The organism is Aquabacterium sp. A08, from assembly GCF_011742065.1.
Genome location: NZ_JAAQQT010000662.1, coordinates 1 through 22137 on the forward strand (window position 1 = coordinate 1; position 22137 = coordinate 22137).

Annotated in this window: 26 protein-coding genes; 12 read left to right on the forward strand and 14 right to left on the reverse strand. The window is 70.7% G+C overall.

Translation table 11 applies throughout. From position 1 onward, the window contains the following. Both HA630_RS15870 and HA630_RS15875 read right to left on the reverse strand, forming a co-directional pair. A partial coding sequence (locus HA630_RS15870) for an FAD-dependent monooxygenase (RefSeq protein WP_166835888.1) occupies window positions 1-911 on the reverse strand: 911 nt, incomplete at its 3' end. A 17-nt stretch (window positions 912-928) separates the two neighbouring features. Further along, window positions 929-1927 carry a tripartite tricarboxylate transporter substrate binding protein gene (locus tag HA630_RS15875; protein WP_166835890.1) on the reverse strand — a complete coding sequence of 333 codons (999 nt, stop codon included), beginning with the start codon at window positions 1925-1927 and terminating at the stop codon, window positions 929-931. A gap of 77 nt (window positions 1928-2004) precedes the next feature. Here HA630_RS15875 and HA630_RS25665 point away from each other — a divergent pair, with 77 nt between their 5' ends. The 4 genes from HA630_RS25665 to HA630_RS15895 are packed head-to-tail and all read left to right on the forward strand — an operon-like array spanning window position 2005 to window position 4662. Then, the gene (locus tag HA630_RS25665) at window positions 2005-2502 is read left to right on the forward strand and encodes a MarR family winged helix-turn-helix transcriptional regulator (RefSeq protein ID WP_166835892.1); all 498 of its coding nucleotides are present in this window, start codon (window positions 2005-2007) and stop codon (window positions 2500-2502) included. A 2-nt stretch (window positions 2503-2504) separates the two neighbouring features. Further along, complete coding sequence (locus HA630_RS15885; protein ID WP_208300112.1) at window positions 2505-4034, forward strand: bifunctional aminoglycoside phosphotransferase/ATP-binding protein; 1530 nt, start codon at window positions 2505-2507, stop codon at window positions 4032-4034. A gap of 36 nt (window positions 4035-4070) precedes the next feature. Then, window positions 4071-4352: a BrnT family toxin gene (locus HA630_RS15890; RefSeq protein WP_166835896.1), complete on the forward strand. Its 282-nt coding sequence runs from the start codon at window positions 4071-4073 to the stop codon at window positions 4350-4352. Beyond that, window positions 4342-4662, forward strand: a complete 321-nt coding sequence (locus HA630_RS15895) for a DNA-binding transcriptional regulator (protein WP_243855486.1) — start codon at window positions 4342-4344, stop codon at window positions 4660-4662. Before HA630_RS15890 ends, HA630_RS15895 begins: the two co-directional genes overlap by 11 nt. Window positions 4663-4727: 65 nt before the next feature. Here the strand turns inward: HA630_RS15895 and HA630_RS26605 are convergent, their stop codons facing one another. Genes HA630_RS26605 through hppD form a run of 4 tightly spaced genes read right to left on the reverse strand, consistent with a single transcriptional unit; the run spans window position 4728 to window position 7277 of the window. Beyond that, a complete protein-coding gene (locus HA630_RS26605) occupies window positions 4728-4940 on the reverse strand; it encodes a nucleotidyltransferase domain-containing protein (protein WP_208300113.1) in 213 nt (70 codons plus the stop codon). Next, window positions 4941-5834 (reverse strand): phenylalanine 4-monooxygenase, encoded by an 894-nt coding sequence (gene phhA, locus HA630_RS15905; RefSeq protein ID WP_166835902.1) that lies wholly within the window; start codon window positions 5832-5834, stop codon window positions 4941-4943. Window positions 5835-5868: 34 nt separating this feature from the next. Beyond that, complete coding sequence (locus tag HA630_RS15910; RefSeq protein WP_166835904.1) at window positions 5869-6168, reverse strand: 4a-hydroxytetrahydrobiopterin dehydratase; 300 nt, start codon at window positions 6166-6168, stop codon at window positions 5869-5871. Window positions 6169-6176: 8 nt separating this feature from the next. Continuing rightward, on the reverse strand, window positions 6177-7277 hold the full coding sequence (hppD, locus tag HA630_RS15915; RefSeq protein ID WP_166835906.1) for a 4-hydroxyphenylpyruvate dioxygenase: 1101 nt from the start codon (window positions 7275-7277) through the stop codon (window positions 6177-6179). A gap of 171 nt (window positions 7278-7448) precedes the next feature. Between hppD and HA630_RS15920 the strand changes: the two genes are divergently transcribed. Beyond that, on the forward strand, window positions 7449-8822 hold the full coding sequence (locus HA630_RS15920; RefSeq protein ID WP_166835908.1) for a TIGR03862 family flavoprotein: 1374 nt from the start codon (window positions 7449-7451) through the stop codon (window positions 8820-8822). 1 nt (window position 8823) lies between these two features. On the opposite strand, the gene HA630_RS15925 is transcribed toward HA630_RS15920, so the two are convergent. Then, window positions 8824-9576: an SDR family oxidoreductase gene (locus tag HA630_RS15925; RefSeq protein ID WP_166835910.1), complete on the reverse strand. Its 753-nt coding sequence runs from the start codon at window positions 9574-9576 to the stop codon at window positions 8824-8826. Between the two features lie 120 nt (window positions 9577-9696). Here HA630_RS15925 and HA630_RS15930 point away from each other — a divergent pair, with 120 nt between their 5' ends. Together HA630_RS15930 and HA630_RS15935 are read left to right on the forward strand one after the other, a co-directional pair. Continuing rightward, entirely contained in the window at window positions 9697-11631 is a 1935-nt protein-coding gene (locus HA630_RS15930) for a GspE/PulE family protein (RefSeq protein ID WP_166835911.1), read from the forward strand. Window positions 11632-11701: 70 nt separating this feature from the next. Further along, window positions 11702-12343 (forward strand): MBL fold metallo-hydrolase, encoded by a 642-nt coding sequence (locus HA630_RS15935; RefSeq protein WP_101047056.1) that lies wholly within the window; start codon window positions 11702-11704, stop codon window positions 12341-12343. A gap of 13 nt (window positions 12344-12356) precedes the next feature. Here HA630_RS15935 and HA630_RS15940 read toward each other — a convergent pair whose 3' ends face one another. After that, the gene (locus HA630_RS15940) at window positions 12357-13253 is read right to left on the reverse strand and encodes a M48 family metallopeptidase (protein WP_166835913.1); all 897 of its coding nucleotides are present in this window, start codon (window positions 13251-13253) and stop codon (window positions 12357-12359) included. Window positions 13254-13279: 26 nt separating this feature from the next. Here HA630_RS15940 and HA630_RS15945 point away from each other — a divergent pair, with 26 nt between their 5' ends. The 5 genes from HA630_RS15945 (at window position 13280) to HA630_RS15965 (ending at window position 17841) form a co-directional block, all read left to right on the forward strand. After that, a complete protein-coding gene (locus HA630_RS15945; RefSeq protein ID WP_166835915.1) occupies window positions 13280-14878 on the forward strand; it encodes an AmpG family muropeptide MFS transporter in 1599 nt (532 codons plus the stop codon). 96 nt (window positions 14879-14974) lie between these two features. After that, a complete protein-coding gene (locus tag HA630_RS15950) occupies window positions 14975-15703 on the forward strand; it encodes a response regulator (protein WP_166835917.1) in 729 nt (242 codons plus the stop codon). Then, a complete protein-coding gene (locus tag HA630_RS15955; protein WP_208300114.1) occupies window positions 15678-16976 on the forward strand; it encodes a HAMP domain-containing sensor histidine kinase in 1299 nt (432 codons plus the stop codon). Before HA630_RS15950 ends, HA630_RS15955 begins: the two co-directional genes overlap by 26 nt. Window positions 16977-16997: 21 nt before the next feature. Continuing rightward, window positions 16998-17228 carry a hypothetical protein gene (locus HA630_RS15960; RefSeq protein ID WP_166835919.1) on the forward strand — a complete coding sequence of 77 codons (231 nt, stop codon included), beginning with the start codon at window positions 16998-17000 and terminating at the stop codon, window positions 17226-17228. Window positions 17229-17391: 163 nt separating this feature from the next. Further along, on the forward strand, window positions 17392-17841 hold the full coding sequence (locus HA630_RS15965) for an OsmC family protein (RefSeq protein WP_166835921.1): 450 nt from the start codon (window positions 17392-17394) through the stop codon (window positions 17839-17841). A 40-nt stretch (window positions 17842-17881) separates the two neighbouring features. Here the strand turns inward: HA630_RS15965 and coq7 are convergent, their stop codons facing one another. From coq7 to HA630_RS15995, 6 genes are all read right to left on the reverse strand, one after another. After that, the gene (gene coq7 / locus HA630_RS15970) at window positions 17882-18547 is read right to left on the reverse strand and encodes a 2-polyprenyl-3-methyl-6-methoxy-1,4-benzoquinone monooxygenase (RefSeq protein ID WP_166835923.1); all 666 of its coding nucleotides are present in this window, start codon (window positions 18545-18547) and stop codon (window positions 17882-17884) included. Window positions 18548-18584: 37 nt separating this feature from the next. Further along, the gene (locus tag HA630_RS15975; protein ID WP_166835925.1) at window positions 18585-19961 is read right to left on the reverse strand and encodes a TAXI family TRAP transporter solute-binding subunit; all 1377 of its coding nucleotides are present in this window, start codon (window positions 19959-19961) and stop codon (window positions 18585-18587) included. Between the two features lie 12 nt (window positions 19962-19973). Next, entirely contained in the window at window positions 19974-20354 is a 381-nt protein-coding gene (locus HA630_RS15980) for a copper-binding protein (RefSeq protein WP_166835928.1), read from the reverse strand. 17 nt (window positions 20355-20371) lie between these two features. Beyond that, window positions 20372-20845 carry a DUF411 domain-containing protein gene (locus tag HA630_RS15985; RefSeq protein WP_166835930.1) on the reverse strand — a complete coding sequence of 158 codons (474 nt, stop codon included), beginning with the start codon at window positions 20843-20845 and terminating at the stop codon, window positions 20372-20374. A gap of 27 nt (window positions 20846-20872) precedes the next feature. Then, window positions 20873-21430 carry a plastocyanin/azurin family copper-binding protein gene (locus HA630_RS15990; RefSeq protein WP_166835932.1) on the reverse strand — a complete coding sequence of 186 codons (558 nt, stop codon included), beginning with the start codon at window positions 21428-21430 and terminating at the stop codon, window positions 20873-20875. Between the two features lie 27 nt (window positions 21431-21457). Further along, window positions 21458-22137: multicopper oxidase domain-containing protein (locus HA630_RS15995; protein ID WP_166835934.1), on the reverse strand; the 680-nt coding region annotated here is incomplete at its 5' end.

Below are 22137 nucleotides of genomic sequence, written 5' to 3' on the forward strand. Positions count from 1 at the left end.
GCGGCGTCGCCCATCAGCGTCAGCCGGCCGTGGCTCCAGCGGGGCAGGGCGTCTTTGTCCACCATGGGGTACTCGAACACCTGCGTCGCGTGGCGTATCAACGCCGGCACGTCCAGCCAGTCGTAGCGCCAATCGGCAAAGGTGGGCAAAAAGTCGTCCAGCCGGCCGGGCTGGTTCCAGTCGTTCATGGCGGCGTCGGGCCGGCGGATTTCGGCCACCCAGTTGATGAGCTGGTTGCCCTGGCCGTCCACGTTGTCCACGATGGGGTAGATGACCATTTTGCCGGTGTCGATGGAGCCGATGCGGAGGTAGCTTTTGCCGGTGAGGATGGGTTTGTGCACCGTGACGCCGCGCCAGGTGTTGATGCCGGCGAAGCAGACCGCGTCTTGCGGGAACAGCTGGCGCCGAATGGCGGAGTTGACGCCGTCGCAGGCCACCACCACGTCGGCCCGCACCGGGGCGGGGGTGTGGCCGGTGGCGTCGGGGGCGAAGTGCAGGGTCACGCCGGTGGCGTCTTGCTCGAAGCGCACACAACGGTGCCCGGTGTGCAGGGCCTGGGCGCCCAGCCGGGCGGCGGCGGCGCGGTACAGCACCTGGTGCAGCTTGCCGCGGTGGATGCCCAGCTCCGGCACGTCGTAACCGGCGTGGCGGCCGCGCGGTTCGCGGTAAATGAACTGGCCCCAGCGGTTGTAGAACACGCTTTCGAGGTTTTCGATGGCCACCGCTTCCAGTTCGGCTTGCAGGCCCAGGTCGCGCAGCTCGCGCATGGCGTGCGGCAGCAGGGTGATGCCGACGCCGATTTCCTTGACCTCGGGCACGGCTTCGTACACCTGGCAGGCCAGGCCGCGCTGGTGCAGGCCCAACGCCAGGGCCAGGCCGGCTATGCCGCCGCCCACAATGGCAATGTTCAAGGGGGCTGCATGGCTCATCATTCGGCCTTGATGTTTTGCGCCTGGATGAGGCGGGCCCAGCGTTCGGCGTCGCGCTGCACCAGTTGGGCAAATTCCTGTGGGGTGCTGTGGCTGGGGTCCATGCCCTGGGGCTCGAAGGCGCGGCGCACGTCGTCGCTGGCCAGGATGGTTTTGAGTTCGGTGTTGAGGGTGTTGACCACCGCCTCGGGCGTGCCTTTGGGGGCGAACACGCCATACCACATGTCCACGTTCACGTTGCCGGCCTTGGCTTCGGCCAGGGTGGGCAGGTCGGGCAGCAGGGGGTGGCGTTGGTCGCTGCCCAGGCCCAGGGCCACCAGCCGTCCGGCCTTGATTTGCCCCAGCGCCACGTGGATGGGCAGGAACATGGCGTCCACCTGGCCGCCCACCAGGTCGGCCAGGGCCGGGCCGGTGCCCCGGTAGGGAATGTGGGTGAGGAACACGCCCGCCGTGTTCTTGAACAGCTCCATGGACAGGTGGTGCGGCGTGCCCACACCGGGCGAGGAATAGTTCAGCCGCCCGGGGTGTTTGTGCGCGTGGGCCACCAGGTCGGCGGCGGTTTTGAACCCGGTTTTGGGGTGGGTGACCAACACCAGCTGGCCCCAACTGGTGCGGGCCACGGGCACCAGGTCGCGCAGGGGGTCGAACGGCAGGCTGGGGTAGAGGCTGCGGTTCATGACCAGGGTGCTCACGCTCACCAGCAGGGTGGCGCCGTCGGGCGCGGCGCGCACCACGGTTTCGGTGCCGATGTTGCCCGACGCGCCGGGCTTGTTGTCCACCATGACGGGGCGGCCCAGCCGTTCGGCCAGCTTGGGGCCGACGGTGCGGGCGATCAGGTCGATGCCGGTGCCGGGCGTGAACGGCACCACCAGGCGGATCGGCGCGGCCGCCGCAGCCTGTGCCCAGGCGGGCACGCTGGCGGCCAGGCCGCCCAGCAGGGCGCTGCCCAGCACGGCGCGGCGGCGCAGGCCGTGGGGGGTGGTGGTGGGTGGGGTCATGGGGCGGTCTCCTTTGTTAGCATGCAAACAATTTTCGCCTTGTGTGGGTGTGTGACGCATCCATAGAATCCCTAGGGATGAACGCTGCCGCCCCTCCTCTGGAAACCCTGGCCCAGCTGTACGCCCGGCCGGGTTTCCTGCTGCGCCGCGCGCACCAGATTTCGGCCGCCGTGTTCGAGGACGCCTGCGCCCCGCTGGGCCTGACCCAGGCGCAGTACGGCGCCATGACGGTGCTGGCCGCCGCCCCCGGACTGGACCAGACCCGCCTGGCCCGGGCGCTGGCCTTTGACAAGGTGACGGCCCTGCGCGTGCTGCGCGGGCTGCAGGCGCGCGGGCTGGTGGAGCGTGCCCCGGTGCCCGGCAACGCGCGCCAGCTGGCGGTGCAACTGACGGTGGCTGGGCACGACACCTTGGCCCAGGCCCAGCAGGCCGCCCAGGCCGCTTACCAGCGGCTGTTGCAGCCCTTGGCGCCCCCGCAGCAACAGCAGCTGGTGCAGTTGCTGGCGCAGCTGACCGATGGCCTGGCCCACGCCGCGCGCGCCCCGTTCGTGCCCCTGACCGGCCACCCCGGTTGAGCATGCCCCCCGAACGCCACGACACCCACATTTCCACCGTGCTGCTGGCCGGTGACTGGGCCTACAAGCTGAAAAAGCCGGTGGTGTGGCCGTTTCTGGACTTTTCCACCGCGGCGGCGCGCCGGCATTTTTGCCTGGAAGAACTGCGCCTGAACCGCCGCACCGCACCCGAGCTGTACCTGGACGTGCGGCCCCTGAGCCACCCAGTAGAGGTGTTTCTGCGCGACCCCGCCGCCGCCTTGGCCGCCAGTGACAAGGCCACCGCCACCGACTGGGTGCTGCGCATGCGGCGCTTCCCGCCCGGTGCCTTGTGGGCCGAGCGCGCCGCCGCAGGCTTGTTGACCCCGGCCGACGCCGAAGCGCTGGCCGCCCACCTGGCCGACTTCCACACCGGCCTGCCGCCGGTGCCGGCGCCCGCGCCGGGCCAGGGCCCAGTGCACGGCCTGGCGCACTGGCTGCAGGCCAGCCTGCAAGCCATTGCACAGCACCCGCAGCGCCCGGCCTGGCTGGACGCCCCCCGTTGGCACACGGTGAGCGACCGCGTGCTGGCCCTGCTGCAAGCCCTGCGGCCTTGGCTGGCGGCCCGCCAGGCCCAGGGCCATGTGCGCGAAGGCCACGGCGACCTGCACCTGGGCAACATCGTGCAGTGGCTGGGCCGCCCGCTGGCGTTTGACGCCATCGAGTTCAGCGCCGAACTGCGCACCGTGGACACCATGAACGACGCCGCCTTTGCCGCCATGGACCTGCTGGCACACGGGTTGCCGGTGCTGGCCTGGCGCTTCTGGGGCGCCTACGCCGAACGCATGGGCGACCACGCCGGGCTGGCCGGGTGGCGCCTGTGGGTGGCCTACCGCGCGCTGGTGCGCGCGCAGGTGGCCCTGTTGAGTGGCGCCGTGCCCGGTGTGCTGGAGCGCTACTGGCGCTGCGCCGAAGCGGTGCTGGCCCCACCCGCGCCGCCGCGCCTGGTGCTGACGCAGGGGCCCAGCGGCTCGGGCAAGTCCACCGTGGCGGCGCTGGTGTGCGACGCTTTGGCCGCCCGGGGCCAGGCGGCGGTGCGCTTGCGCTCCGACGTGGAGCGCAAGCGCCTGCACGGCTTGGACCCCACCGAGCGCGGCGGCCCGGCGCTGTACACCCCGCCAGCCACGCAGCGCACCTACGCCCACCTGCAGGCGCTGGCGCGCCCCTTGTTGGACGCCGGCGTGTCGGTGGTGGTGGACGCCGCCTTCCTGCACCATGCCGAACGCCAGGCCATGCGTGCCATGGCCGGGCAGGCCAGCGCACCCTGTCACCTGCTGCAGTGCCGGGCCGACCCCGCCCGCATGGTCCAGCGCCTGCAGGCACGCCAGGCCCAGGGCCTGGACCCGTCCGACGCCACCCCGCAGGTGCTGGCCCGGCAGCTGCAGACCGCTGAGCCTTTGCCCGCCGACTGGGCCCCGCTGTGCCACACCGTGCACAACGACGGCACACGGGACGACTTGCAGGGGCAGGTCAGTGACTGGGTGGCGGGTGTGCTGGGCACGGCGTCTTGTTGAGTTGCAAAATGTAGTTCATTGAACTACACTTGGCGTATGGATTTTGAATGGGACGAGAGCAAAAGCGAGGCTTGTTACCATCAGCGCGGCTTTGATTTTGCGTATGCCGTCAGGGCATTTTTCGATCCAGATCGTTTGATCCAGGCCGACACTCGGCACAGTTACGGTGAAGAGCGGTACCAGTTGATGGGGCAGATAGATGGGCGCTTGTTTGTCTTGGCGTACACCCCCAGAAATGGCGCGATTCGCATCATCTCGGCCCGAAAAGCCAACCAAAGAGAAGTCACCCGCTATGAAAACCACACGTATGACGATTGACCTCACCACCACGATGGCAAACGTGATGGGCCGGATCGACCCTGCACGGGTGGACGGGACGACCGAGGCCGATGTGGCTCAGCATCTGGCGGACGATGAGGCAGAGGCGATGCTGGACGCGGCCAGGTTTGCAAGGCGGGTTCGTAAACGCTTGGGCTTGAGCCAGGCCGAGTTTTCCGAGCGGATCGATGTGCCGCTGGAAACCATCCGCAACTGGGAGCAGGGCAAGCGTTGCCCCACGGGGGCGGCCAAGTCGTTGCTCAAGGTGCTCGACAAGGCGCCCGAGGCCGCGCTGGCCGCTTTGCATTGAAGCGCAAGCCGTTGGGGTTCAACGGCGCTCAGGGGTGAAGTTTGGGTCTACTGGCCGGGCTTCGGTCAGCACACGCGCCTGCATGCCCGGTGCCAGGCTGGCGGCTTCCACCACGTCCACCCGAAAGGGCAGGGGCTCTGTTCAAACCGGTCGGCCAGTTCGCAACGCTGTTGCCACGACAGGCGTTCGGGCGTGGTCAGCAGCAGGTCCAGGTCGGAAAAAGGCCGCGCACGGCCCATGGCGCGTGAGCCAAACACCTGCACCTGTGCCTGGGGCACTCATGTGCAGTTGGTAGAAAATGTGCGCCGCGCCGCGTGGTAGCGGCCATCGCCGCGCTGCCACACCCGGTCGCCGGCCAGCACGTCGCCGGGCGCCAGCGTGGGCTGGGCGGCGGTGGCTTGGTACAGCGGCGCAAAGTCCACCTGGGCCAGGCGTAGCAGGTCGTCCAGGTGGTCGAGCACGAAGTAGCTTTCCTGGAAGTCGTCGATGCGGTAGCGGGTGCGCATGACGCGCGCCAGCTCGAACCCCAGCCGGTGGGGCGAGGGCGAGTCGAGGCAGAACACGCTTTCGGTGTACGACGAGGCGATGCCGGCGCCGTAGAGCCGCAGGCCACCGGCCTCGCGCACCAGGCCGAATTCCACCGTGTACCAGTAAACGCGGGCCAGCATGTCGAGGTGGCCCAGGCTTTGCGCGCGCAGGCCGCCCACGCCGTAGGCCTGGATGAAGTCGGCCATGACCGGGTTCATCAGCATGGGCACGTGGCCGAACACGTCGTGGAAGACGTCGGGTTCTTCCAGGTAGTCGAGCTGGTCGGGCCGGCGGATGAACTGGCCCGCCGGAAAGCGGCGGTTGGCCAGGTGGGTGAAGAACACGTCGTCGGGCACCAGGCCGGGCACGGCCACCACCTGCCAGCCGGTGCGGGGCTGGAGCACCGCGTTCAGGCGCTCAAAGTCGGGGATCTGCCCGGCGTCCATGGGCAGGTCGCGCATGCCTTGCACGAAGGCCTCGCAGGCGCGGCCGGGCAGCAGGGCCACCTGCCGCTGGTACAGGGTGCGCCAGACGGCGTGTTCCTGCGCGCTGTAGCGGTCCCAGCCTTGGGGGATGGTCCAGTCGGCGCTGGCGGGGCGGCCGGCGTCGCCAGCGGCCAGGCCGTGTTTGGTGGGGGTGTTCATGGCGGCGTGGCCGGTGGCGGGTGGGCGGGGCGCCTCAGGTGCCGGCGTCGCCGGCCACCGCGTCCACCCACAGGGCGAAGTCGATGTCTTTTTCGGTCAGGCCGCCGGCGTCGTGGGTGCTGAAGGTGATGTCCACCCGGTTGTAGACGTTGAACCACTCCGGGTGGTGGTTGCGTTGCTCGGCGGCCAGGGCCACGCGGGTCATGAAGGCGAAGGCTTCGTTGAAGTCCTTGAAGGCGAAGCGGCGCTCGATGGCGTGGGCGTCTTCGTCGAAACGCCAGTGGGGCACCTGGGCGAGCTGGGCGTGGAGGGCGGGGCCGTCGAGTTTGGTCATGGGGTGGGTCAGGCTGGGGTGGTCACGTGCAGGGCGCCGCGGCGGATCTGGTCGCGCTCCAGGCTTTCGAACAGGGCCTTGAAGTTGCCTTCGCCAAAGCCCTCGTCGGCCTTGCGCTGGATGAACTCGAAGAACACCGGGCCCAGCAGCGTCTGGCTGAAGATCTGCAGCAGCAGGCGTTTCTCGCCGTTGGCGGTGGAGCCGTCGAGCAGAATGCCGCGCGCCTGCAATTCTGCCGTGGGTTCGCCGTGGCCGGGCAGGCGCTCGTTGAGCATCTCGTAATAAATGTCGTTGGGTGCGGTCATCAGCGGAATGCCGGCCAGCTGCAGCGCGTCCACGCTGGCCAGCAGGTCGTCGGTGCGCAGGGCGATGTGCTGGATGCCTTCGCCATTGAATTGCATCAAAAATTCCTCGATCTGGCCGCTGCCGCCCTTGCCGCTTTCCTCGTTCAGCGGGATGCGAATCAGGCCGTCGGGCGCGGTCATGGCGCGGCTGGTCAGGCCGGTGTACTCACCCTGGATGTCGAAATAGCGGATTTCGCGGAAGTTGAACAACTTTTCGTAGAAGTTGCCCCAAAACGCCATGCGGCCCCGGTAGACGTTGTGGGTCAGGTGGTCGATCACCTGGAAGCCGTGGCCCACCGGGTGGCGGCTGGCGGGGTCTTCAAAGCCGGGCAGGAATTCAAAGTCGATGTCGTAGATGCTTTTGCCGTCTTCGAAGCGGTCGATCAGGTACAGCGGCATGCCGCCGATGCCCTTGATGGCCGGCAGGCGCAGCTCCATGGGGCCGGTGGCGATGTCGATGGGCTGGGCGCCCAGCGCCAGGGCGCGGGCGTAGGCTTTGTGGGAGTCTTTCACGCGGAAGGCCAGGCCGCAGGCGCTGGGGCCGTGCTCGGCGGCGAAGTAGCCGGCCTCGCTCTTGGGTTCGCGGTTGACGATGAAGTTGATGCCGCCCTGGCGGTAGAGCACCACGTCCTTGGAGCGGTGTTGGGCCACCAGGGTGAAGCCCATTTGCTCGAACAGGGGTTCGATCAGGTGGGCGGTGGGCGAGGCGAATTCGACGAATTCGAAGCCACACAGGCCCATGGGGTTGTCAAACAGGTCGGCCATGGCGGGGTTCCTTGCAATGCGGGTGGATGCCGAAACTTTATGCGCATGGGCATGCAATGGGTTTGCGTTGTGGGGCGGGGTTTGCCCTGAGCGGTGCAACAAAATTGCGTGCATGTGGGTGGTTGGGGCCGTGGCGTGCGCCCGGTGGCCCAGGCCGGCTTCCCGGGTACGATGCGGCCACCCCCGTGTTTTGCAGAAAGTTGTGGTGTGAGCGTTTCCCTGACCTGTTCCGTGGCCGTGGTGGGCGGCGGCCCCGCGGGCCTGATGGCCGCCGAGGTGTTGAGCGCCGACGGTGTGGCGGTGCACCTGTTCGACGCCATGCCCACCGTGGGCCGCAAGTTCTTGCTGGCCGGCATCGGCGGCCTGAACCTGACCCACGCCGAGGCCTTGCCGGCCTTCCGCAGCCGCTACGGCCACCGGGCCGACGCCTGCGGCCGCTGGCTGGACGCACTGCCGCCCCAGGCGGTGCGCGACTGGGCCGCCGGCCTGGGTGTGGACACCTTCGTGGGCAGCTCGCAGCGGGTGTTCCCGACCGACATGAAGGCCGCCCCGCTGCTGCGGGCCTGGCTGCACCGGCTGCGCCACCCCGCTGCCGGCGTGCCGGTGGTGTTCCACATGCGCCACCGCTGGGACGGCACGCTGGCACCCATTACCCCGGCGGAGGCCAGCGTGCCCACGGAGGCGAGCGGCACGGCCGCCGGCAGGGCGTCCGCTGGCCCCGCTTACCGGCTGGGCTTCCACACGCCCGCCGGCCCGGTGGCGGTGCAGGCCGACGCGGTGGTGCTGGCCCTGGGTGGCGGCAGCTGGGCGCGCCTGGGTTCCGACGGCGCCTGGGTGCCCTGGCTGACCGCGCGCGGCGTGGCGGTGGCGCCGCTGCGCCCAGCCAACTGCGGCTTCGACGCGGCGGTGCATGGCCGCCGTGGCTGGAGCGACCACCTGTCGCAGCGCTTCGCCGGCCAGCCGCTGAAAGGGGTGGCGCTGCGTTTCACCGACGCCACCGGCCAGGTGTTCGAGCGCAAGGGCGAGTGCGTGCTGACCGCCACTGGGCTGGAGGGCAGCTTGGTCTATGCCGCCTCGGCCGCGTTGCGCGAGGCCATTGACGCGCAGGGCCAGGTCAACCTGACCCTGAACCTGCGCCCCGACCTGGCGCCCGAGCGGGTGCGCGCCGAGGTGGCCCGCCCGCGCGGCGGCAAAACCCTGGCCAGCCACCTGCGCGCACGCCTGGGCCTGGGGCCGGTGCACCTGGCCCTGCTGCACGAGGTGTTGAGCAAGGACGACCTGCGCAACGAAGCGGTGCTGGCCGCCGCCATCCAGGCGTTGCCGCTGACGCTGGTGGCGCCGCGCCCGTTGGACGAGGCCATCAGCAGCGCCGGCGGGGTGGCGCTGGAGGCCCTGAGCGACGACCTGATGGCCCATGCGCTGCCCGGCGTGTTCTGCGCTGGCGAGATGCTGGACTGGGAAGCCCCCACCGGCGGCTACTTGCTCACCGCCTGCCTGGCCAGCGGCCGGGTGGCGGGGCAGGGCGTGCTGCGCTACCTGCGCTGACTCAGCCGCGGCCCACGAAAGGCATTTTCGTGGCCATGACGGTGGTGAACAGCACGTTGGCCGACAACGGCAGCCGCGCCATCGCCATGAAGGTCTCCACCACCGCGGCCATGTCCATGCGCGCTTCGGGGCGCACGCTGCCGTCGGCCTGTGGCACGCCGGCGGCCATGGCCGTGGTCATGTCGCTGGCCACGTTGCCGATGTCGATCTGCCCCACCGCGATGTCGAAGGCCCGCCCGTCCAGCGCGGCCGCCTTGGTCAGGCCGCTGATGGCGTGCTTGGTGGTGGTGTAGGGAATGGAGCCGGGCCGCGGCGCGTGCGCCGAGATCGAGCCGTTGTTGATGATGCGCCCGCCCTGCGGCGACTGTTCGCGCATCAGCCGGAAGGCCTGCGACAGGCAGTAGAAGGCGCCGTTGAGGTTGACCTGGACCGAGCGCTGCCAGTCGTCCAGCGGGGTCTGGTCGGGCGTGTGCGCCGGGGTGAAGATGCCGGCGTTGTTGAACAGCAGGTCGAGCCGGCCGCAGCGTTCGCGCACGGCGGCGAACAGGTGGGCCACCTCGGTCGGGTCGCTCACGTCGGCCGGGGCCACGTGGGCCTGGCCGCCACCGGGGGGCGCGGCCGCGGCGGTGGCGCGCAGCGCGTCTTCGCGCCGGCCCACCAGGAACACCTGCCAGCCGTCGGCCAGCAGGGCCAGGGCGCAGGCGCGCCCGATGCCGCTGCCGGCGCCCGTCACCAAGGCCACTTTGCTCGTCATGGGGGTTGTCTCCAAGGAGGGTACACGGCAACCATTTTCGCCCAGCTTGGGCCGCGGCCGCCGGGCGGGCAGGCCGCGCCGGGTGTGCCGCCGCTGTGCCACTGGGGGTATGCTAAGGGCATGACCGCGCCCGACGCCGCCCCCAGCACCACCCCCGCTTCGCACTACCCGCAGCCGCGCACGCCGCGCGAACTGTGGGAGTTGTTGCAAAACCCGCAGTCGCAAGCGCACGGCGCGCGCCACTTGGGCGAGGCGCTGGTGCAAAGCGGCGTCATCACCGAGCAGCAGCTGCGCGAGTCGCTCAAGTCGCAACTGGAGGAGCGCAAGCTGGGCATCCACCGCCAACTGGGCCAGCAGATGGTGGACAAGGGCGTGCTGACCGAGCAGCAGCTGCGCCACGTGATCGCCGGCTGGCTGGGCAACCGGGTGCTGGACCCCAGCCATTTCGCCTTCGAGGCCGAAGCCGTGGCCATGGTGCCGCAGCTGGTGGCCCAGCGCGAGGCGGTGCTGCCGCTGATGGAGCACGAGGACCTGCTGGTGGTGCTGATGGCCGACCCGCTGGACCAGCGCCTGCTCGACGAACTGCGGTTCATGACGCAGCGCCGCATCGTGCCGGTGCTGGCCGCCCCGGGCAGCCTGCCGCAGGCGATTGCCCGCGCCTACGAGCGCGCCGCCGCGCCCGAGGTGCAGGCACCGCGCCGCGCGGGCGCCAACCACGCCGCCGCGCGCGACCTGGCGCTGGACCTGCAAACCACCAGCGACCTGAGCAACGAGCCCGAGTCCGACGTGGTCAGCGAGTCCGACAACACGCTGGTGCGGCTGATCAACTCGCTGATTGAGGAGGCCATCGTGCAAAAGGCTTCCGACATCCACATCGAGACCGAGCCCGCGCCCAAGCGGGTCAAGATCCGCTTCCGGCTCGACGGCGAACTGGTGCGCTACCTGGAGGTGGAGTCGCGCTTCCGCTACGCGCTGGTGGCGCGCATCAAGATCATGGCGGGCATGGACATTTCCGAGCACCGCAAGCCGCAGGACGGCAAGATCGACTTCGCCCGCTTCGGTGGCACCAAGACCGAGCTGCGCGTGGTCACCGTGCCCACCACCGGCGGCCTGGAAGACGTGGTGCTGCGCCTGCTGGCCGGCTCCAAGCCCATGCCCATGGACAGCATCGGCCTGAGCCCGCAGAACCTGGCCGACCTGCGCCGCATGGCGCTCAAGCCCTACGGCCTGGTGCTGGTCTGCGGCCCCACCGGCAGCGGCAAGACCACCACGCTGCACTCGCTCATTTCCGACATCAACACCGACAGCCGCAAGATCTGGACCGCCGAAGACCCGATCGAGATCACCCAGGACGGCCTGCGCCAGGTGCAGATGAACCCGCGCATCGGCTGGACTTTCGCCAACGCGATGCGCACCTTTTTGCGCGCCGACCCCGACGTCATCATGATCGGCGAGATGCGCGACGAGGAAACCGCCCGCATCGCGGTGGAGGCCTCGCTCACCGGCCACCTGGTGCTGTCCACCCTGCACACCAACAGCGCGCCCGAGAGCATCACCCGCTTGCTGGAAATCGGCATCGATCCGTTCAACTTTTCCGACTCGCTGCTGGCCATTCTGGCGCAGCGGCTGGTGCGGCGGCTGTGCAAAAAATGTGTGCAGAGCCGCCCGGCCACGCCGGACGAGCTGCAGGCCCTGGCCGCGCAGTACCTGGACGGCGTGCAGCACGCCGACGAGCGCGACATCGCCGCGCAGATCGACCGCTGGACCGCCGACCACGGGGTGGACGACGGCCAGGGCGGGCGCTATCTGCGCACCTTCACCAAAAAAGGCTGCGACGTGTGCGAGGGCCGCGGCCTCAAGGGCCGGCTGGGCATTTACGAACTCATGCTCAACAGCGACGAGATCCGCCACCACATCCGGCACCGCTCGCCGGCCGGCGACATCCGGGCCAGCGCCCTGCAGGCCGGCATGAAGACGCTGCGCCAGGACGGCATCGACAAGGTGGTGCAGGGCCTGACCGACCTGAGCGAGGTGATCGCGGCGACCAACCTGTGACCCGGGCCGGCGGGGAATTCGCTAACATGCCGGCCAACGCCCTGTTTGTGGCCCCGTGCCGCCTCGACCCATGCTCCAGTACCTCACCATCCCCGTCACGCCGTTCCAGCAGAACTGTTCCCTCGTCTGGTGTGACGCGACCCTGGACGCCGCCGTCATCGACCCGGGCGGCGACCTGGACACCGTGCTGGCCGAGGCGCAGCGCCTGGGCCTCAAGCTCGGCCAGATCTGGCTGACCCACGCCCACATCGACCACGCCGGTGGCACCGCCACCCTGGCCGAGCGGCTGCAGCTGCCCATCGTCGGGCCGCACCCCGGCGACCAGTTCTGGATCGACGGCTTGCCGCAGCAGAGCGTCATGTTCGGTTTTCCGCCGGCCGGGCATTTCACCCCCACGCGCTGGCTGGCCGACGGCGACACGGTGCAGGTCGGCCGCAGCGTGTTGAACGTGCGCCACTGCCCCGGCCACACCCCGGGCCACGTGGTGTTCCACTCGCCCGAAGCGAAGCGCGCCTTCGTGGGCGACGTGCTGTTCGCCGGCAGCATCGGCCGCACCGACTTTCCGCAGGGCGACCACGAGCAGCTGATCGACAGCATCCGCCAGCGCCTATGGCCCATGGGCGACGACACGGTGTTCATCCCCGGCCACGGCCCGGAAAGCACCTTCGGCCGCGAGCGCCGCAGCAACCCCTACGTGCGCGACCTGGCCTGAGCGCGCCGGGCCTTCAGCCGCCGCGGCGGGCCTGTTCGTACAGGCCCTGCACCTTGGGCACGTTGGCCTGCAGTTCGCGGATGCGGTTGGGCCCGCTCGGGTGGGTGGACAGGAAGCCCGGCCCGCCGGCGCCGTTCTGCGAGGTCATCTTCTCCCACAGGCTGACGCTGGCCTGTGGCCGGTAGGCGCCGCGCGCGGCCAGCTCCAGGCCCACCAGGTCGGCCTCGGTTTCGTCGTCGCGGCTGTACTTCAGGCTCAGCAGCTGGGTGCCCAGGTTGGCGGCCACGTTGCCCAGGTCGCCCAGGCCCAGCAGTTGCGCCCCAATGGACAGGCCCAGGCCGGTGGCCTGCGTCTTGGCCAGCCGGGCACGGGCGTGTTCGCGCAGGGCGTGGGCCATTTCGTGGCCCATGATCATGGCCTGCTCGTCGTCGTTGAGCTGCAGCTTGTCGAGGATGCCGGTGTAGAACGCGATCTTGCCGCCGGGCATGCAGAAGGCGTTGACCTGGCTGCTGCCGATGAGGTTGACCTCCCACTGCCAGCCGCGTGCGCGGTCGTTCCACGGGGTGGTGTGGGGAATGAGCTGGCGCGCGATGGCGCGCAGTTTGCGCAGTTGCGGGTGGTGGTCGGGCGCCAGGGCGTTTTTGGCCTTGGCTTCGGCCAGCATCTGGGCATACTGCTGGTTGGCGGCGCCTTCCAGTTGTTGCGCCGGCACCAGCTTGCGCAGGCCCGAGGCGCTGCCCACGTTCACCTGCGCGGCCGCGGGGGCGGGCGCCAGTCCGGCGGCGCCGACCGCGCCGGCCCCAGCCGCCAGCAAAAAGCCCCGGCGCGACGACCAGCGGTGGTCGCCGTCCGCAGAGATGGGCGGGGCGGGGCGGTTCGCCGCCGATTTCGCGTCGCAGAGCCAGCACATGGCGCAATGATAGGCAAAATCGGGCCATGGCTCCCCCCCCCGTTGCAAATGCTCACGACCTGCCTTCTGCGTCCGCTGCCCCGGCGGGCGCGCCGCCTGCGCCCTCGTGGGCCCAGAGCCTGGCCGCGCTGTGGGACTGGCGCGTGCTCAGCCTGTTGCTGTTGGGGTTTTCGGCGGGTCTGCCCATTCTGCTGATTTTTTCCTCGCTCTCGCTGTGGCTGGGCGAGGCCGGGGTGGAGCGCAAGGCGGTCACCTTCTTCAGCTGGGCCGCGCTGGGCTATTCGTTCAAGTTCATCTGGGCGCCGCTGGTGGACCGCCTGCCCCTGCCGCTGCTGACGGCCTGGCTGGGCCGGCGCCGCGCCTACATGCTGCTGGCCCAGGTGGGGGCGGCCGGCGCCATCGTCGGCATGGCCTTCACCGACCCGGCCGCCGGTGGCCATCCGCTCACCACCATGGCCTTGTTTGCGGTGCTGCTGGGCTTCATGTCGGCCACGCAGGACATCGTCATCGACGCCTACCGCATCGAAATCGGCCGGCCCGAACAGCAGGGCCTGCTGTCGTCGGCCTACATCGCGGGTTACCGGCTGGGCATGATCGTGGCCGGTGCCGGGGCGCTGTTCCTGGCGTCGCACTGGGGCTCGGCCAAAGGGGCCTACCACTACGAGGCCTGGCAGTGGACCTACCTGGTCATGGCCGCCACGCTGGGGGTTGGCATGCTGACCACGCTGGCCACGCCGGAGCCGGCGGCCTCGCGCGCGGCGGTGGCCCAGCCGTCGGGCGAACACCTGCGGCTGCTGGCGGTGTTCGTGGCCAGCGTGGCGGGGTTTGTGGCGGTGTTCTACGCGGTGGGCCTGTGGGTGGCGGGGTGGCTGGCCGCCAGCGGCCCGGCACTGACGCTGCTGCTGGAGGCGCTGCGCATGGCGCTGGCGCTGGGCGCGGCGTTTGGCGTGGGCTGGGCGCTGGTGCGGCTGGGCCTGGCCAGCCGGGCGCAGGCCCGCAGCACCTGGGTGGCGCCGGTGTTGGACTTTTTCCAGCGCTACGGCGCCCGCACCGCCTGGTTGCTGCTGGCGCTGGTCGGGCTGTACCGCATCTCCGACATCGTGCTGGGCGTCATCTCCAACGTGTTCTACCAGGACCTGGGCTTTTCCAAGCCGGAAATCGCCTACGCCGTCAAAACCTACGGCGTGGTCATCAGCATCGTGGGCGGCTTCCTCGGCGGCATCCTGGCCACCCGCCTGGGGGTGATGCGTTCACTGATGTGGGGCGCGCTGCTGGCCGCCGGCACCAACCTGGGCTTTGTGGCGCTGGCCCACGCCGGCCACGACCTGACGCTGATGTACTGGGTGGTGTCGGCCGACAACCTGGCCGCCGGGTTCTCCAGCGCCGCCTTCGTGGCCTTCCTCTCCAGCCTGACCAACGTGTCCTTCACCGCGGTGCAGTACGCCATCTTCAGCTCGCTCATGACGCTGCTGCCCAAGACCCTGGGCGGGTATTCCGGCGGCATGGTGGACGCCATGGGCTACCCCGGGTTTTTCTGGTTCACCACCGCCATTGGCCTGCCGGTGCTGGCCCTGGTGTGGCTGGCCGGGCGCCGACTGGCCATTGCCGAGCCGCCCCGCGCCTGAAGCCGGCCTGCCCACCCGGTGCCGGGCCGGGTCGCGCTTCACGCAACTTTACCGGCCGGCCGGGGGCGCTTGACCCGTGCGTGGCAAGATGCGGCCATGACCGCTCCTGCCGCCCCGCACCTGCTGATGATCGAGGACGACGCCCGCCTGGCCGGCATGGTGGCCGAGTACCTGGCGCGCCACGGGCTCACCCTGGCCCACGCCGGTGACGCCGCCGCCGGCCTGGCCGCGGTCCAGCAGCGCCTGCCCGACCTGGTGATCCTGGACCTGATGCTGCCCGACCTGGACGGGCTGGAGGTGTGCCGCCGCCTGCGCGCCCTGCCCGGCGCGGCGGCCCAGGTGCCGGTGGTGATGCTGACCGCCAAGGGCGACCCGATGGACCGCATCGTGGGCCTGGAAATGGGCGCCGACGACTACCTGCCCAAACCGTTTGAGCCGCGCGAGCTGCTGGCGCGCATCCGCGCGGTGCTGCGCCGCCGTGGCGCGGCAGCCACGGCCGGTCCGGCGCCCGAGCGGCCGCCGCTGCGCTTCGGCGGGTTGGAGATCGACCGCGACGCGCGCACCGTCAGCGTCCATGGCCAGCCGTGCGACCTCACCGCCCACCAGTTCGACCTGCTGGTGGCGCTGGCCGAGCGCGCCGGCCGTGTGCTCTCGCGCGAACAGCTCATGGAAGCGGTGCGCGGCCGCGAGCTGGAGGCGTTCGACCGCTCCATCGACGTGCACATGGGCCGCATCCGCCACGCCATCGAGGCGGACCCGAAGCACCCGCGCCGCATCCTGACCGTGCGTGGGGTGGGCTATGTCTTTGCCAAACAGCAGGACTGACGCCGTGGACCTGGGCCGCCCGCGCTGGCGCCGGCACCTGTGGCTGCGCCTGTGGCTGGCGGTGGTGGCCGCCATCGTGGTGATGACGCTGGCGCTGGGCTGGCTCTGGCGCATGCAGTGGGCGCACGAGCGCGCGCAGCGCCCTGGCCGCGAGGTGGTGGTGCGCGACGCCGCCGGCGCCGAACTGGGCCGGGCCCCGGCGCGCGTCAGCCGGGGCGACCGCGGGCCGGAGTTCGAGGTGCCGCTGCACAACGGCACCACCCTGACCATTCAGTTGCCGCGCCCGCCGCGTCCCCCCGGCAGCCGGCCCGAGCCGTTTGGCCTGTTCCAGCCGCTGGGCGGCTTTGTGGTGCTGCTGTGCGGGGTGGCGCTGGCGGTGGCGCTGGGCGCCTACCCGGTGGTGCGCCGCCTGACGCAGCGGTTGGAGCGCCTGCAGCAGGGCGTGGAGCGCTGGGGCGCCGGCGACCTGGGCACCCGCCTGCCGGTGCAGGGCCACGACGAGGTGGCCTTTCTGGCCGGCCGCTTCAACGCCGCCGCCGACCGGGTGCAGGCGCTGCTGCGCTCGCACAAAGCCCTGCTGGCCAACGCCTCGCACGAGCTGCGCTCGCCGCTGGCGCGCATCCGCATGGGGCTGGCACTGCTGGACCAGGGCGACGACGGCGCGCCCCAGCGCCGCGAGATCGGGCGCAACCTGGCCGAGCTGGACGAACTGATCGACGAAATCCTGCTGGCCAGCCGGCTCGACCTGGCCGACCCGAACGACGCGGCCGCGCTGGGCCCGCTGGAGGAGGTGGACCTGCTGGGCCTGGCGGCCGAGGAGTGCGCCCGCACCGGCGCCACGCTGGACGCCGGCGGGGGGGCCGGCTGGCCGCCGGCGGTGCTGCGCGGCCACGCCCGCCTGCTGCGCCGGCTGGTGCGCAACCTGCTGGAAAACGCCCGCCGCCACGGCCTGCGCGACGGCAACCCCGCCAGCGTCGGCCTGACGCTGGTGCCCGAGCCGCTGTCCGTGGCGGGCGGCGCCCCGGGCGCAGCGGACCGGGTCGCCGGCTGGACCCTGCGCGTCTGCGACCGGGGCCCGGGCGTGCCGCCGGACCAGCGCAGCCGCATCTTCGAGCCCTTCTACCGCCTGCCCGGCGCCAGCGAACGCGAGGGCGGGGTGGGCCTGGGGCTGGCGCTGGTGCAGACCATCGCCCAGCGCCACGGCGGCCGGGCCTGGTGCGAGGAGCGCCCCGGCGGCGGCGCCTGTTTCGCGGTGTTTCTGCCGAATGGGTGAGCCGCCTCCCCCAAACAGGGGATGTTCAAGCCTTTGCTGCGGGTGCACAATTGGTTCCAGGCTGTCAGCACACGCAAGAAAAAAGAATCTGGATTCAGGGGGGTGCTGGCCCCACAACAAGAGCAAGCCAGCGCCCGCGAGGTTTCCAACGACGTCCTGATGGACTTCATGCCACCCCCAGGGGTGGCATTTTTTTTGCCCCTGCCGCGAACCGGGCAAAAAAAAGCCCGGTCGCGATTGACCGGGCTTTGAACCACCCATAGAGGGCAGAGGAGACAACTGACAGCGGGGCGGGCCCCGGGCGATGCAAGCCTGCGTTGGCTGGATTGCATACAATGACCTCAGTATAAACCCGATATTGCTGCGTTGCAACAACCCCGTTGGCGCCGCTGTTGTTTTTTTGGAGACACCCACCGTGGAATGCACCGTCACCTGGACCGGCGCCGCCGGCACCCGTTCGAACATGGGCTTTGTGGCCGAAACCGGCAGCGGCCACGTGCTGGCCATGGACGGCGCGCCCGACGCCGCCAAGCCCGAGAACGGTGGCGCCAACTTGGCGCCGCGCCCCATGGAAACCCTGCTGGCCGGCACCGGCGGTTGCACCGCCTACGACGTGGTGCTGATCCTCAAGCGCGGTCGGCACGACGTGCGCGGTTGCAGCGTCAAGCTCACCAGCGAACGGGCCGAGACCGAGCCCAAGGTGTTCACCAAAATCCACATGCAGTTCACGGTGACGGGCAAAGGCATCCCGCCGGCGGCGGTGGAGCGCGCCATCGCCATGAGCCACGAGAAATACTGTTCGGCCAGCATCATGCTGGGCAAGACGGCCGAGATCACCACCGGCTTCGACCTGATCGAGGCCTGAGGCCGGCGCCGCCCACCGACCTGCGGCGGGGCGGTGGGGCTCAGACGCGGTGGGCCAGGGTCGTCATGGCCCGGGCGGCCAGGCGCATGGCGCGTTTCACCGGCGCCGGCAGCTCGGCCGCGCCGGCGTGCTGGGCCTCGCGGGCGTGGCGCGCCTCGTCGTCCTTCATTTGTGCCACGATGGCGCGCGAAGCATGGTCGTGCGCGGGCAGGCGGTCCATGTGGCTGTCGAGGTGGGCCTCCACCTGGCGTTCGGTTTCCACCACAAAACCCAGGCTGACCCGTTCGCCCAGGCGCCCGGCCAACAGGCCGATGCCGAAGGCGCCGGCGTACCACAGCGGGTTGAGCAGCGAGGGGCGGTCGCCCAGTTCGTCGAGCCGCTGCTTGCACCAGGCCAGGTGGTCGGTTTCTTCCTGGCCGGCGGCTTCGAGGTGGCGCGCCAGACCCTCCCGGGCGGGGCGGTCGCCGGGGCCGAGCCGCGCGGCCAGCGCCTGCGAGGTGTAGAGCGCCTGGGCGCAGATTTCACCGACGTGGTTGACCCGCATCAGCGCGCCCGAGAGGCGCCGGTCGGTGTCGCTCAGGGGGTGGGCGCTGGCTTGCAGCGGGTCGGGCACGGTGGGGCAGGTGCGCCCGGCGCGGTGGGGGGCAAACAGGGTGCGCAGGGCGCTGTCGGCGGCGATCAGGCTGGCATCGACGAAGGTGGTCATGGCGGTCACTTTCCCCGGGCGTTGGAACAGCCCCGGATTATCCCCCGGCCGGTGTGTACCCCGCGCTGGCGGGGGCGTTGGCGGGGTGGGTGTTGCCCAGCCGGCGCAGGCGCTGGCGCACCAGTTCGATGTGGTGGCGCAGGGCGTAGAGCTCGTCGGTGTAGGCCAGCGGCAGCGGGATTTTTTCGGCGCGGGCCTCCAGCGCGTCCAGGTCGTGCAGCAGGCCGTCGATGGCGGCGGCTTCGGCCTCGGCCCGGGTTTCGATGTCGCGCAGCTCGGCGTACCAGCGGAACACGCGCGAGCGGATGCGGAAGGTGTACAGCGGCGGCAGCACGCGCGACAAGGGCAGCGCCAGCGCGATGATCAGGCCCAGCGCCAGCCACATGCGCTCGACCAGGTTGGCCAGCCAGAAGGGCAGGTAGCGCTGCATCAGCGGGCGGCCGTTCTTCAGCGCGCGTTCGGCCTCGGCGGCCACCGGCACCTCGGCCAGGTCGAGGTTGGGGTATTCGCGCAGGCGGTTGAACCAGCCGGGCGGGCTGTGCAGGGTTTGCGCCGTTTGCGCGAACAGCTGCAGGATGGCGGGGTGGGTGCCGCTGCGGGCCAGCAGGCTGGTGGTGGAGGCGACCAGGTGCAGGTCTTGCGCGGGGCGGTTGGCGGCCAGGTCCACCACGCCTTGCGGCAGCACCACCGGGGTGAGGAAGCCGAAACGGCGCGCGTAGGCCTGGGCCTGTTGCACGTTCATCAGTCGCACGCCGGGGGTTTGCAGCAGCATTTGCACCAGCGGCGATTCGGGGGCGGAGGCGAACACCAGCGCGTCCAGATCCTGTGCCAGGAAGGCGACGGTGGCCGGCGTCTGGGCCAGGCGGGAGAGCGTCAGGTCGTCGGGCCCGAGGCGGTTGGCGTCCAGCAGTTGGGTGAACAGCTGCGGCACGCCGCTGCCGTCGGTGCCGACGTTGACGCGCCAGCCGCGCAGCTCGGTCAGTGCCGCCAGGCGGGGCTGCCGGTTCAGGCGCTGGGCGCTGGCCTCGTGGTAGAACAGCCAGAGCGGCTCGACGAACAGGCTGCCCAGGGTTTGCAGGGTGTCCGCGTCGTCGGGCCGGATGTGGCCGCTGCCGCCCTGCACAAAGCCCAGGTCGGCGCGGCCGCTGCGCACCAGTTCGATGTTGTCGGCCGAGCCGTCGCTGCGCAGCAGTTCCACCGTGATGCCGTAGGCCGACAGGGCCGCGGCGTAGCGCTGGCCGAAGGTGTCGTAGGCGCTTTGTTCGGGCCCGGTGGCCAGCACCACCCGGGTGGGCGGGTTGGGGTTGAGCCACCCATAGGCCAGCCCCAGCAGGCCGGCGGTGAGCAGGATGAAGGGGCCGAAGGAGACCAGCAGGTCGCGCAGCGACAGCAGGGTGTAGCGCAGTGGGGGCATGGACCCCGCAGCTTACCGCACCGGCTCCAGCTGCAGCACGGTGTACTGGCCGTTGACCTGGTCGGCGGTGAAGCGCACCCGGTCGCCGGGCCGCAGGCCTTGCAGCAGGGCGGGGTCGGCCACCTGGAACACCATGCTCATGGGGGGCATGTCCAGGTTGGCGATGGGGCCGTGGCGCAGGCCGATCTTGCCGGTCTGGAGGTCCACGCGCCGCACCTCGGCTTCGGCCCAGGGCAGGGTGGCCTGGGCTGCGGACGCGTCGCTGGCGGTGTTGGGTGCGGGGGCTGCCGGGGCGTGGTGGGCGCTGTGGTCGGCCTGGGCCTGGGCCACCAGGGGCGTGGCCAGTGCAAGGGTCCAAGCCAGGGCAGCGGGGAGGGTGCGAAGCGGGTGCATGGCGGTGTCCTGGGGGTTCATCGGTGGTAGGAGGCGTAAATGGTGGCGTTGCCGTCGCGGCCCACCAGCAGCACGTCGTAGGGGTCTTGGCGGCCACCGTATTCGGGGCCGTCCATGCCGGGGCTGCCGATGGGCATGCGCGGCACGCTCAGGCCCAGTGCCTTGGGGCGCTCGCGCAGCAAGCGCTGGATGTCGGCCGCCGGCACGTGGCCTTCCACCACGTAACCGCCCACGGTGGCGGTGTGGCAGGAGCCGTAGCGGTCCGGCAGACCCAGGCGGCGGCGCGCGGCGGTGTTGCCCACGTCGTGCGCCTTGACGGCAAAGCCGTTCGCTTTCAAGTGGGTCATCCAGTCCTGGCAGCAACCGCAGTTGGGGTCTTTCCAGACCTCGATCAGGGGCTGGGGCTGGGCCAGTGCCTGCGTGGCGGTGGCCAACGCCGTGGGGCCGGCCAGGGCGGTCAGGCCGGCACGGAGCAGGGTGCGTCGTTGCATGGGGTGTTCTCCGGGGCGGTGTGGGGTTCAGGGCCGCACGGTGATGCGGCCGACCATGCCGGCCTCGAAGTGGCCGGGGATCAGGCAGGCGAACTGGAAGTCGCCGGGGCGGTTGAAGGTCCAGACGATCTCGCCGCGCTGGCCGGCGTTGACGTGGGCCATGTAGGGCTCGTCGTGTTCCATGTTGGGGTGTTTCTTCATCATCGCGGCGTGGGCCTGGAGTTCCTCGGGCGTGCCGATGACGATTTCGTGCAGCACCTGCCCGGCGTTGACCGCGACCAGGCGCACGGTTTCACCGAGCTTCACTTCGATGGCGGCGGGCGCAAAGCGCATGTCGTCGGTCATGCGGACGGTGAGGGTGCGTTGCACCTGGGCCGCCTGGCCGGCGATGCCCCAGGGCTTTTGCTCGGGCGCGGCGTGGTGCTGGGGGTGGTGCGGCATGGCCCCGGCGGGCGCGGCGGCCTTGGGGGTGTGGCCGGCGGGGCCGTGGGCGTGGGCCAGGCCGGTGCACAGCGCGGTGGCCAGCAAGGCGGTGCGGGCCGTGCGCGCGGCGCGGCCCAGGGGGCGGGGGGTCTGGTCGGGCATGGGGTACTCCTGTGGGGGCAAGGGGGTTCAGTGGTGCCGGTGGCCGTGCGGTTTGCGCACCTGGGCGTCGGCCGGGGGCGCGCTGCCGTGGCCGGCGTGCGGGTCGGTGGCCGGTGACGGGGCGGGGGGCGCCGCGCTGGGTGCATCGGCCAGTGGTGGCCCTTGGTATTCGTAGGCCACGGTGCCGACGGGGTGGGCGTAGTGCCCGGGGTCCCGGTAGTCGTTCGGGGCCTGGTCGGCGCGCACTTTCAGCAGGGTGAACATGCCGCCCATGCCGATGGGGCCAAACGGGCCCTGGCCGGTCATCATGGGGAAGGTGTTGGGGGGCAGTTCCATCTCCATTTCCTTCATGTCGTACATGCCGCGTTCGCCCATGACCATGTAGTCGGGCGCGACCTGCTGCAGGCCGCGGACCGTGCCGCGGTGGTCCACGCCGATCAGGGTGGGCACGCCGTGGCCCATGGCGCCCATGGTGTGGTGGCTCTTGTGGCAGTGCATGGCCCAGTCGCCCGGCTCATCGGCCACGAATTCGAGCTGGCGCATCTGGCCCACGGCCACGTCGGTGGTGACCTCGGGCCAGCGGGCGCTCTTGGGCACCGGGCCGCCGTCGGTGCCGGTCACCTCGAACTCGATGCCGTGGATGTGGATGGGGTGGTTGGTCATGGTCAGGTTGCCCACGCGGACCCGCACCCGGTCGCCCAGCCGGG

Coding starts and splice junctions, on each gene's coding strand:
- HA630_RS15875 (WP_166835890.1), bottom strand. CDS start 1,927: ATGACCCCACCCACCACCACCCCCCACGGCCTGCGCCGCCGCGCCGTG.
- HA630_RS25665 (WP_166835892.1), top strand. CDS start 2,005: ATGAACGCTGCCGCCCCTCCTCTGGAAACCCTGGCCCAGCTGTACGCC.
- HA630_RS15885 (WP_208300112.1), top strand. CDS start 2,505: ATGCCCCCCGAACGCCACGACACCCACATTTCCACCGTGCTGCTGGCC.
- HA630_RS15890 (WP_166835896.1), top strand. CDS start 4,071: ATGGATTTTGAATGGGACGAGAGCAAAAGCGAGGCTTGTTACCATCAG.
- HA630_RS15895 (WP_243855486.1), top strand. CDS start 4,342: ATGACGATTGACCTCACCACCACGATGGCAAACGTGATGGGCCGGATC.
- phhA (WP_166835902.1), bottom strand. CDS start 5,834: ATGAACACCCCCACCAAACACGGCCTGGCCGCTGGCGACGCCGGCCGC.
- HA630_RS15910 (WP_166835904.1), bottom strand. CDS start 6,168: ATGACCAAACTCGACGGCCCCGCCCTCCACGCCCAGCTCGCCCAGGTG.
- hppD (WP_166835906.1), bottom strand. CDS start 7,277: ATGGCCGACCTGTTTGACAACCCCATGGGCCTGTGTGGCTTCGAATTC.
- HA630_RS15920 (WP_166835908.1), top strand. CDS start 7,449: ATGCGGCCACCCCCGTGTTTTGCAGAAAGTTGTGGTGTGAGCGTTTCC.
- HA630_RS15925 (WP_166835910.1), bottom strand. CDS start 9,576: ATGACGAGCAAAGTGGCCTTGGTGACGGGCGCCGGCAGCGGCATCGGG.
- HA630_RS15930 (WP_166835911.1), top strand. CDS start 9,697: ATGACCGCGCCCGACGCCGCCCCCAGCACCACCCCCGCTTCGCACTAC.
- HA630_RS15935 (WP_101047056.1), top strand. CDS start 11,702: ATGCTCCAGTACCTCACCATCCCCGTCACGCCGTTCCAGCAGAACTGT.
- HA630_RS15940 (WP_166835913.1), bottom strand. CDS start 13,253: ATGTGCTGGCTCTGCGACGCGAAATCGGCGGCGAACCGCCCCGCCCCG.
- HA630_RS15945 (WP_166835915.1), top strand. CDS start 13,280: ATGGCTCCCCCCCCCGTTGCAAATGCTCACGACCTGCCTTCTGCGTCC.
- HA630_RS15950 (WP_166835917.1), top strand. CDS start 14,975: ATGACCGCTCCTGCCGCCCCGCACCTGCTGATGATCGAGGACGACGCC.
- HA630_RS15955 (WP_208300114.1), top strand. CDS start 15,678: ATGTCTTTGCCAAACAGCAGGACTGACGCCGTGGACCTGGGCCGCCCG.
- HA630_RS15960 (WP_166835919.1), top strand. CDS start 16,998: ATGTTCAAGCCTTTGCTGCGGGTGCACAATTGGTTCCAGGCTGTCAGC.
- coq7 (WP_166835923.1), bottom strand. CDS start 18,547: ATGACCACCTTCGTCGATGCCAGCCTGATCGCCGCCGACAGCGCCCTG.
- HA630_RS15975 (WP_166835925.1), bottom strand. CDS start 19,961: ATGCCCCCACTGCGCTACACCCTGCTGTCGCTGCGCGACCTGCTGGTC.
- HA630_RS15980 (WP_166835928.1), bottom strand. CDS start 20,354: ATGCACCCGCTTCGCACCCTCCCCGCTGCCCTGGCTTGGACCCTTGCA.
- HA630_RS15985 (WP_166835930.1), bottom strand. CDS start 20,845: ATGCAACGACGCACCCTGCTCCGTGCCGGCCTGACCGCCCTGGCCGGC.
- HA630_RS15990 (WP_166835932.1), bottom strand. CDS start 21,430: ATGCCCGACCAGACCCCCCGCCCCCTGGGCCGCGCCGCGCGCACGGCC.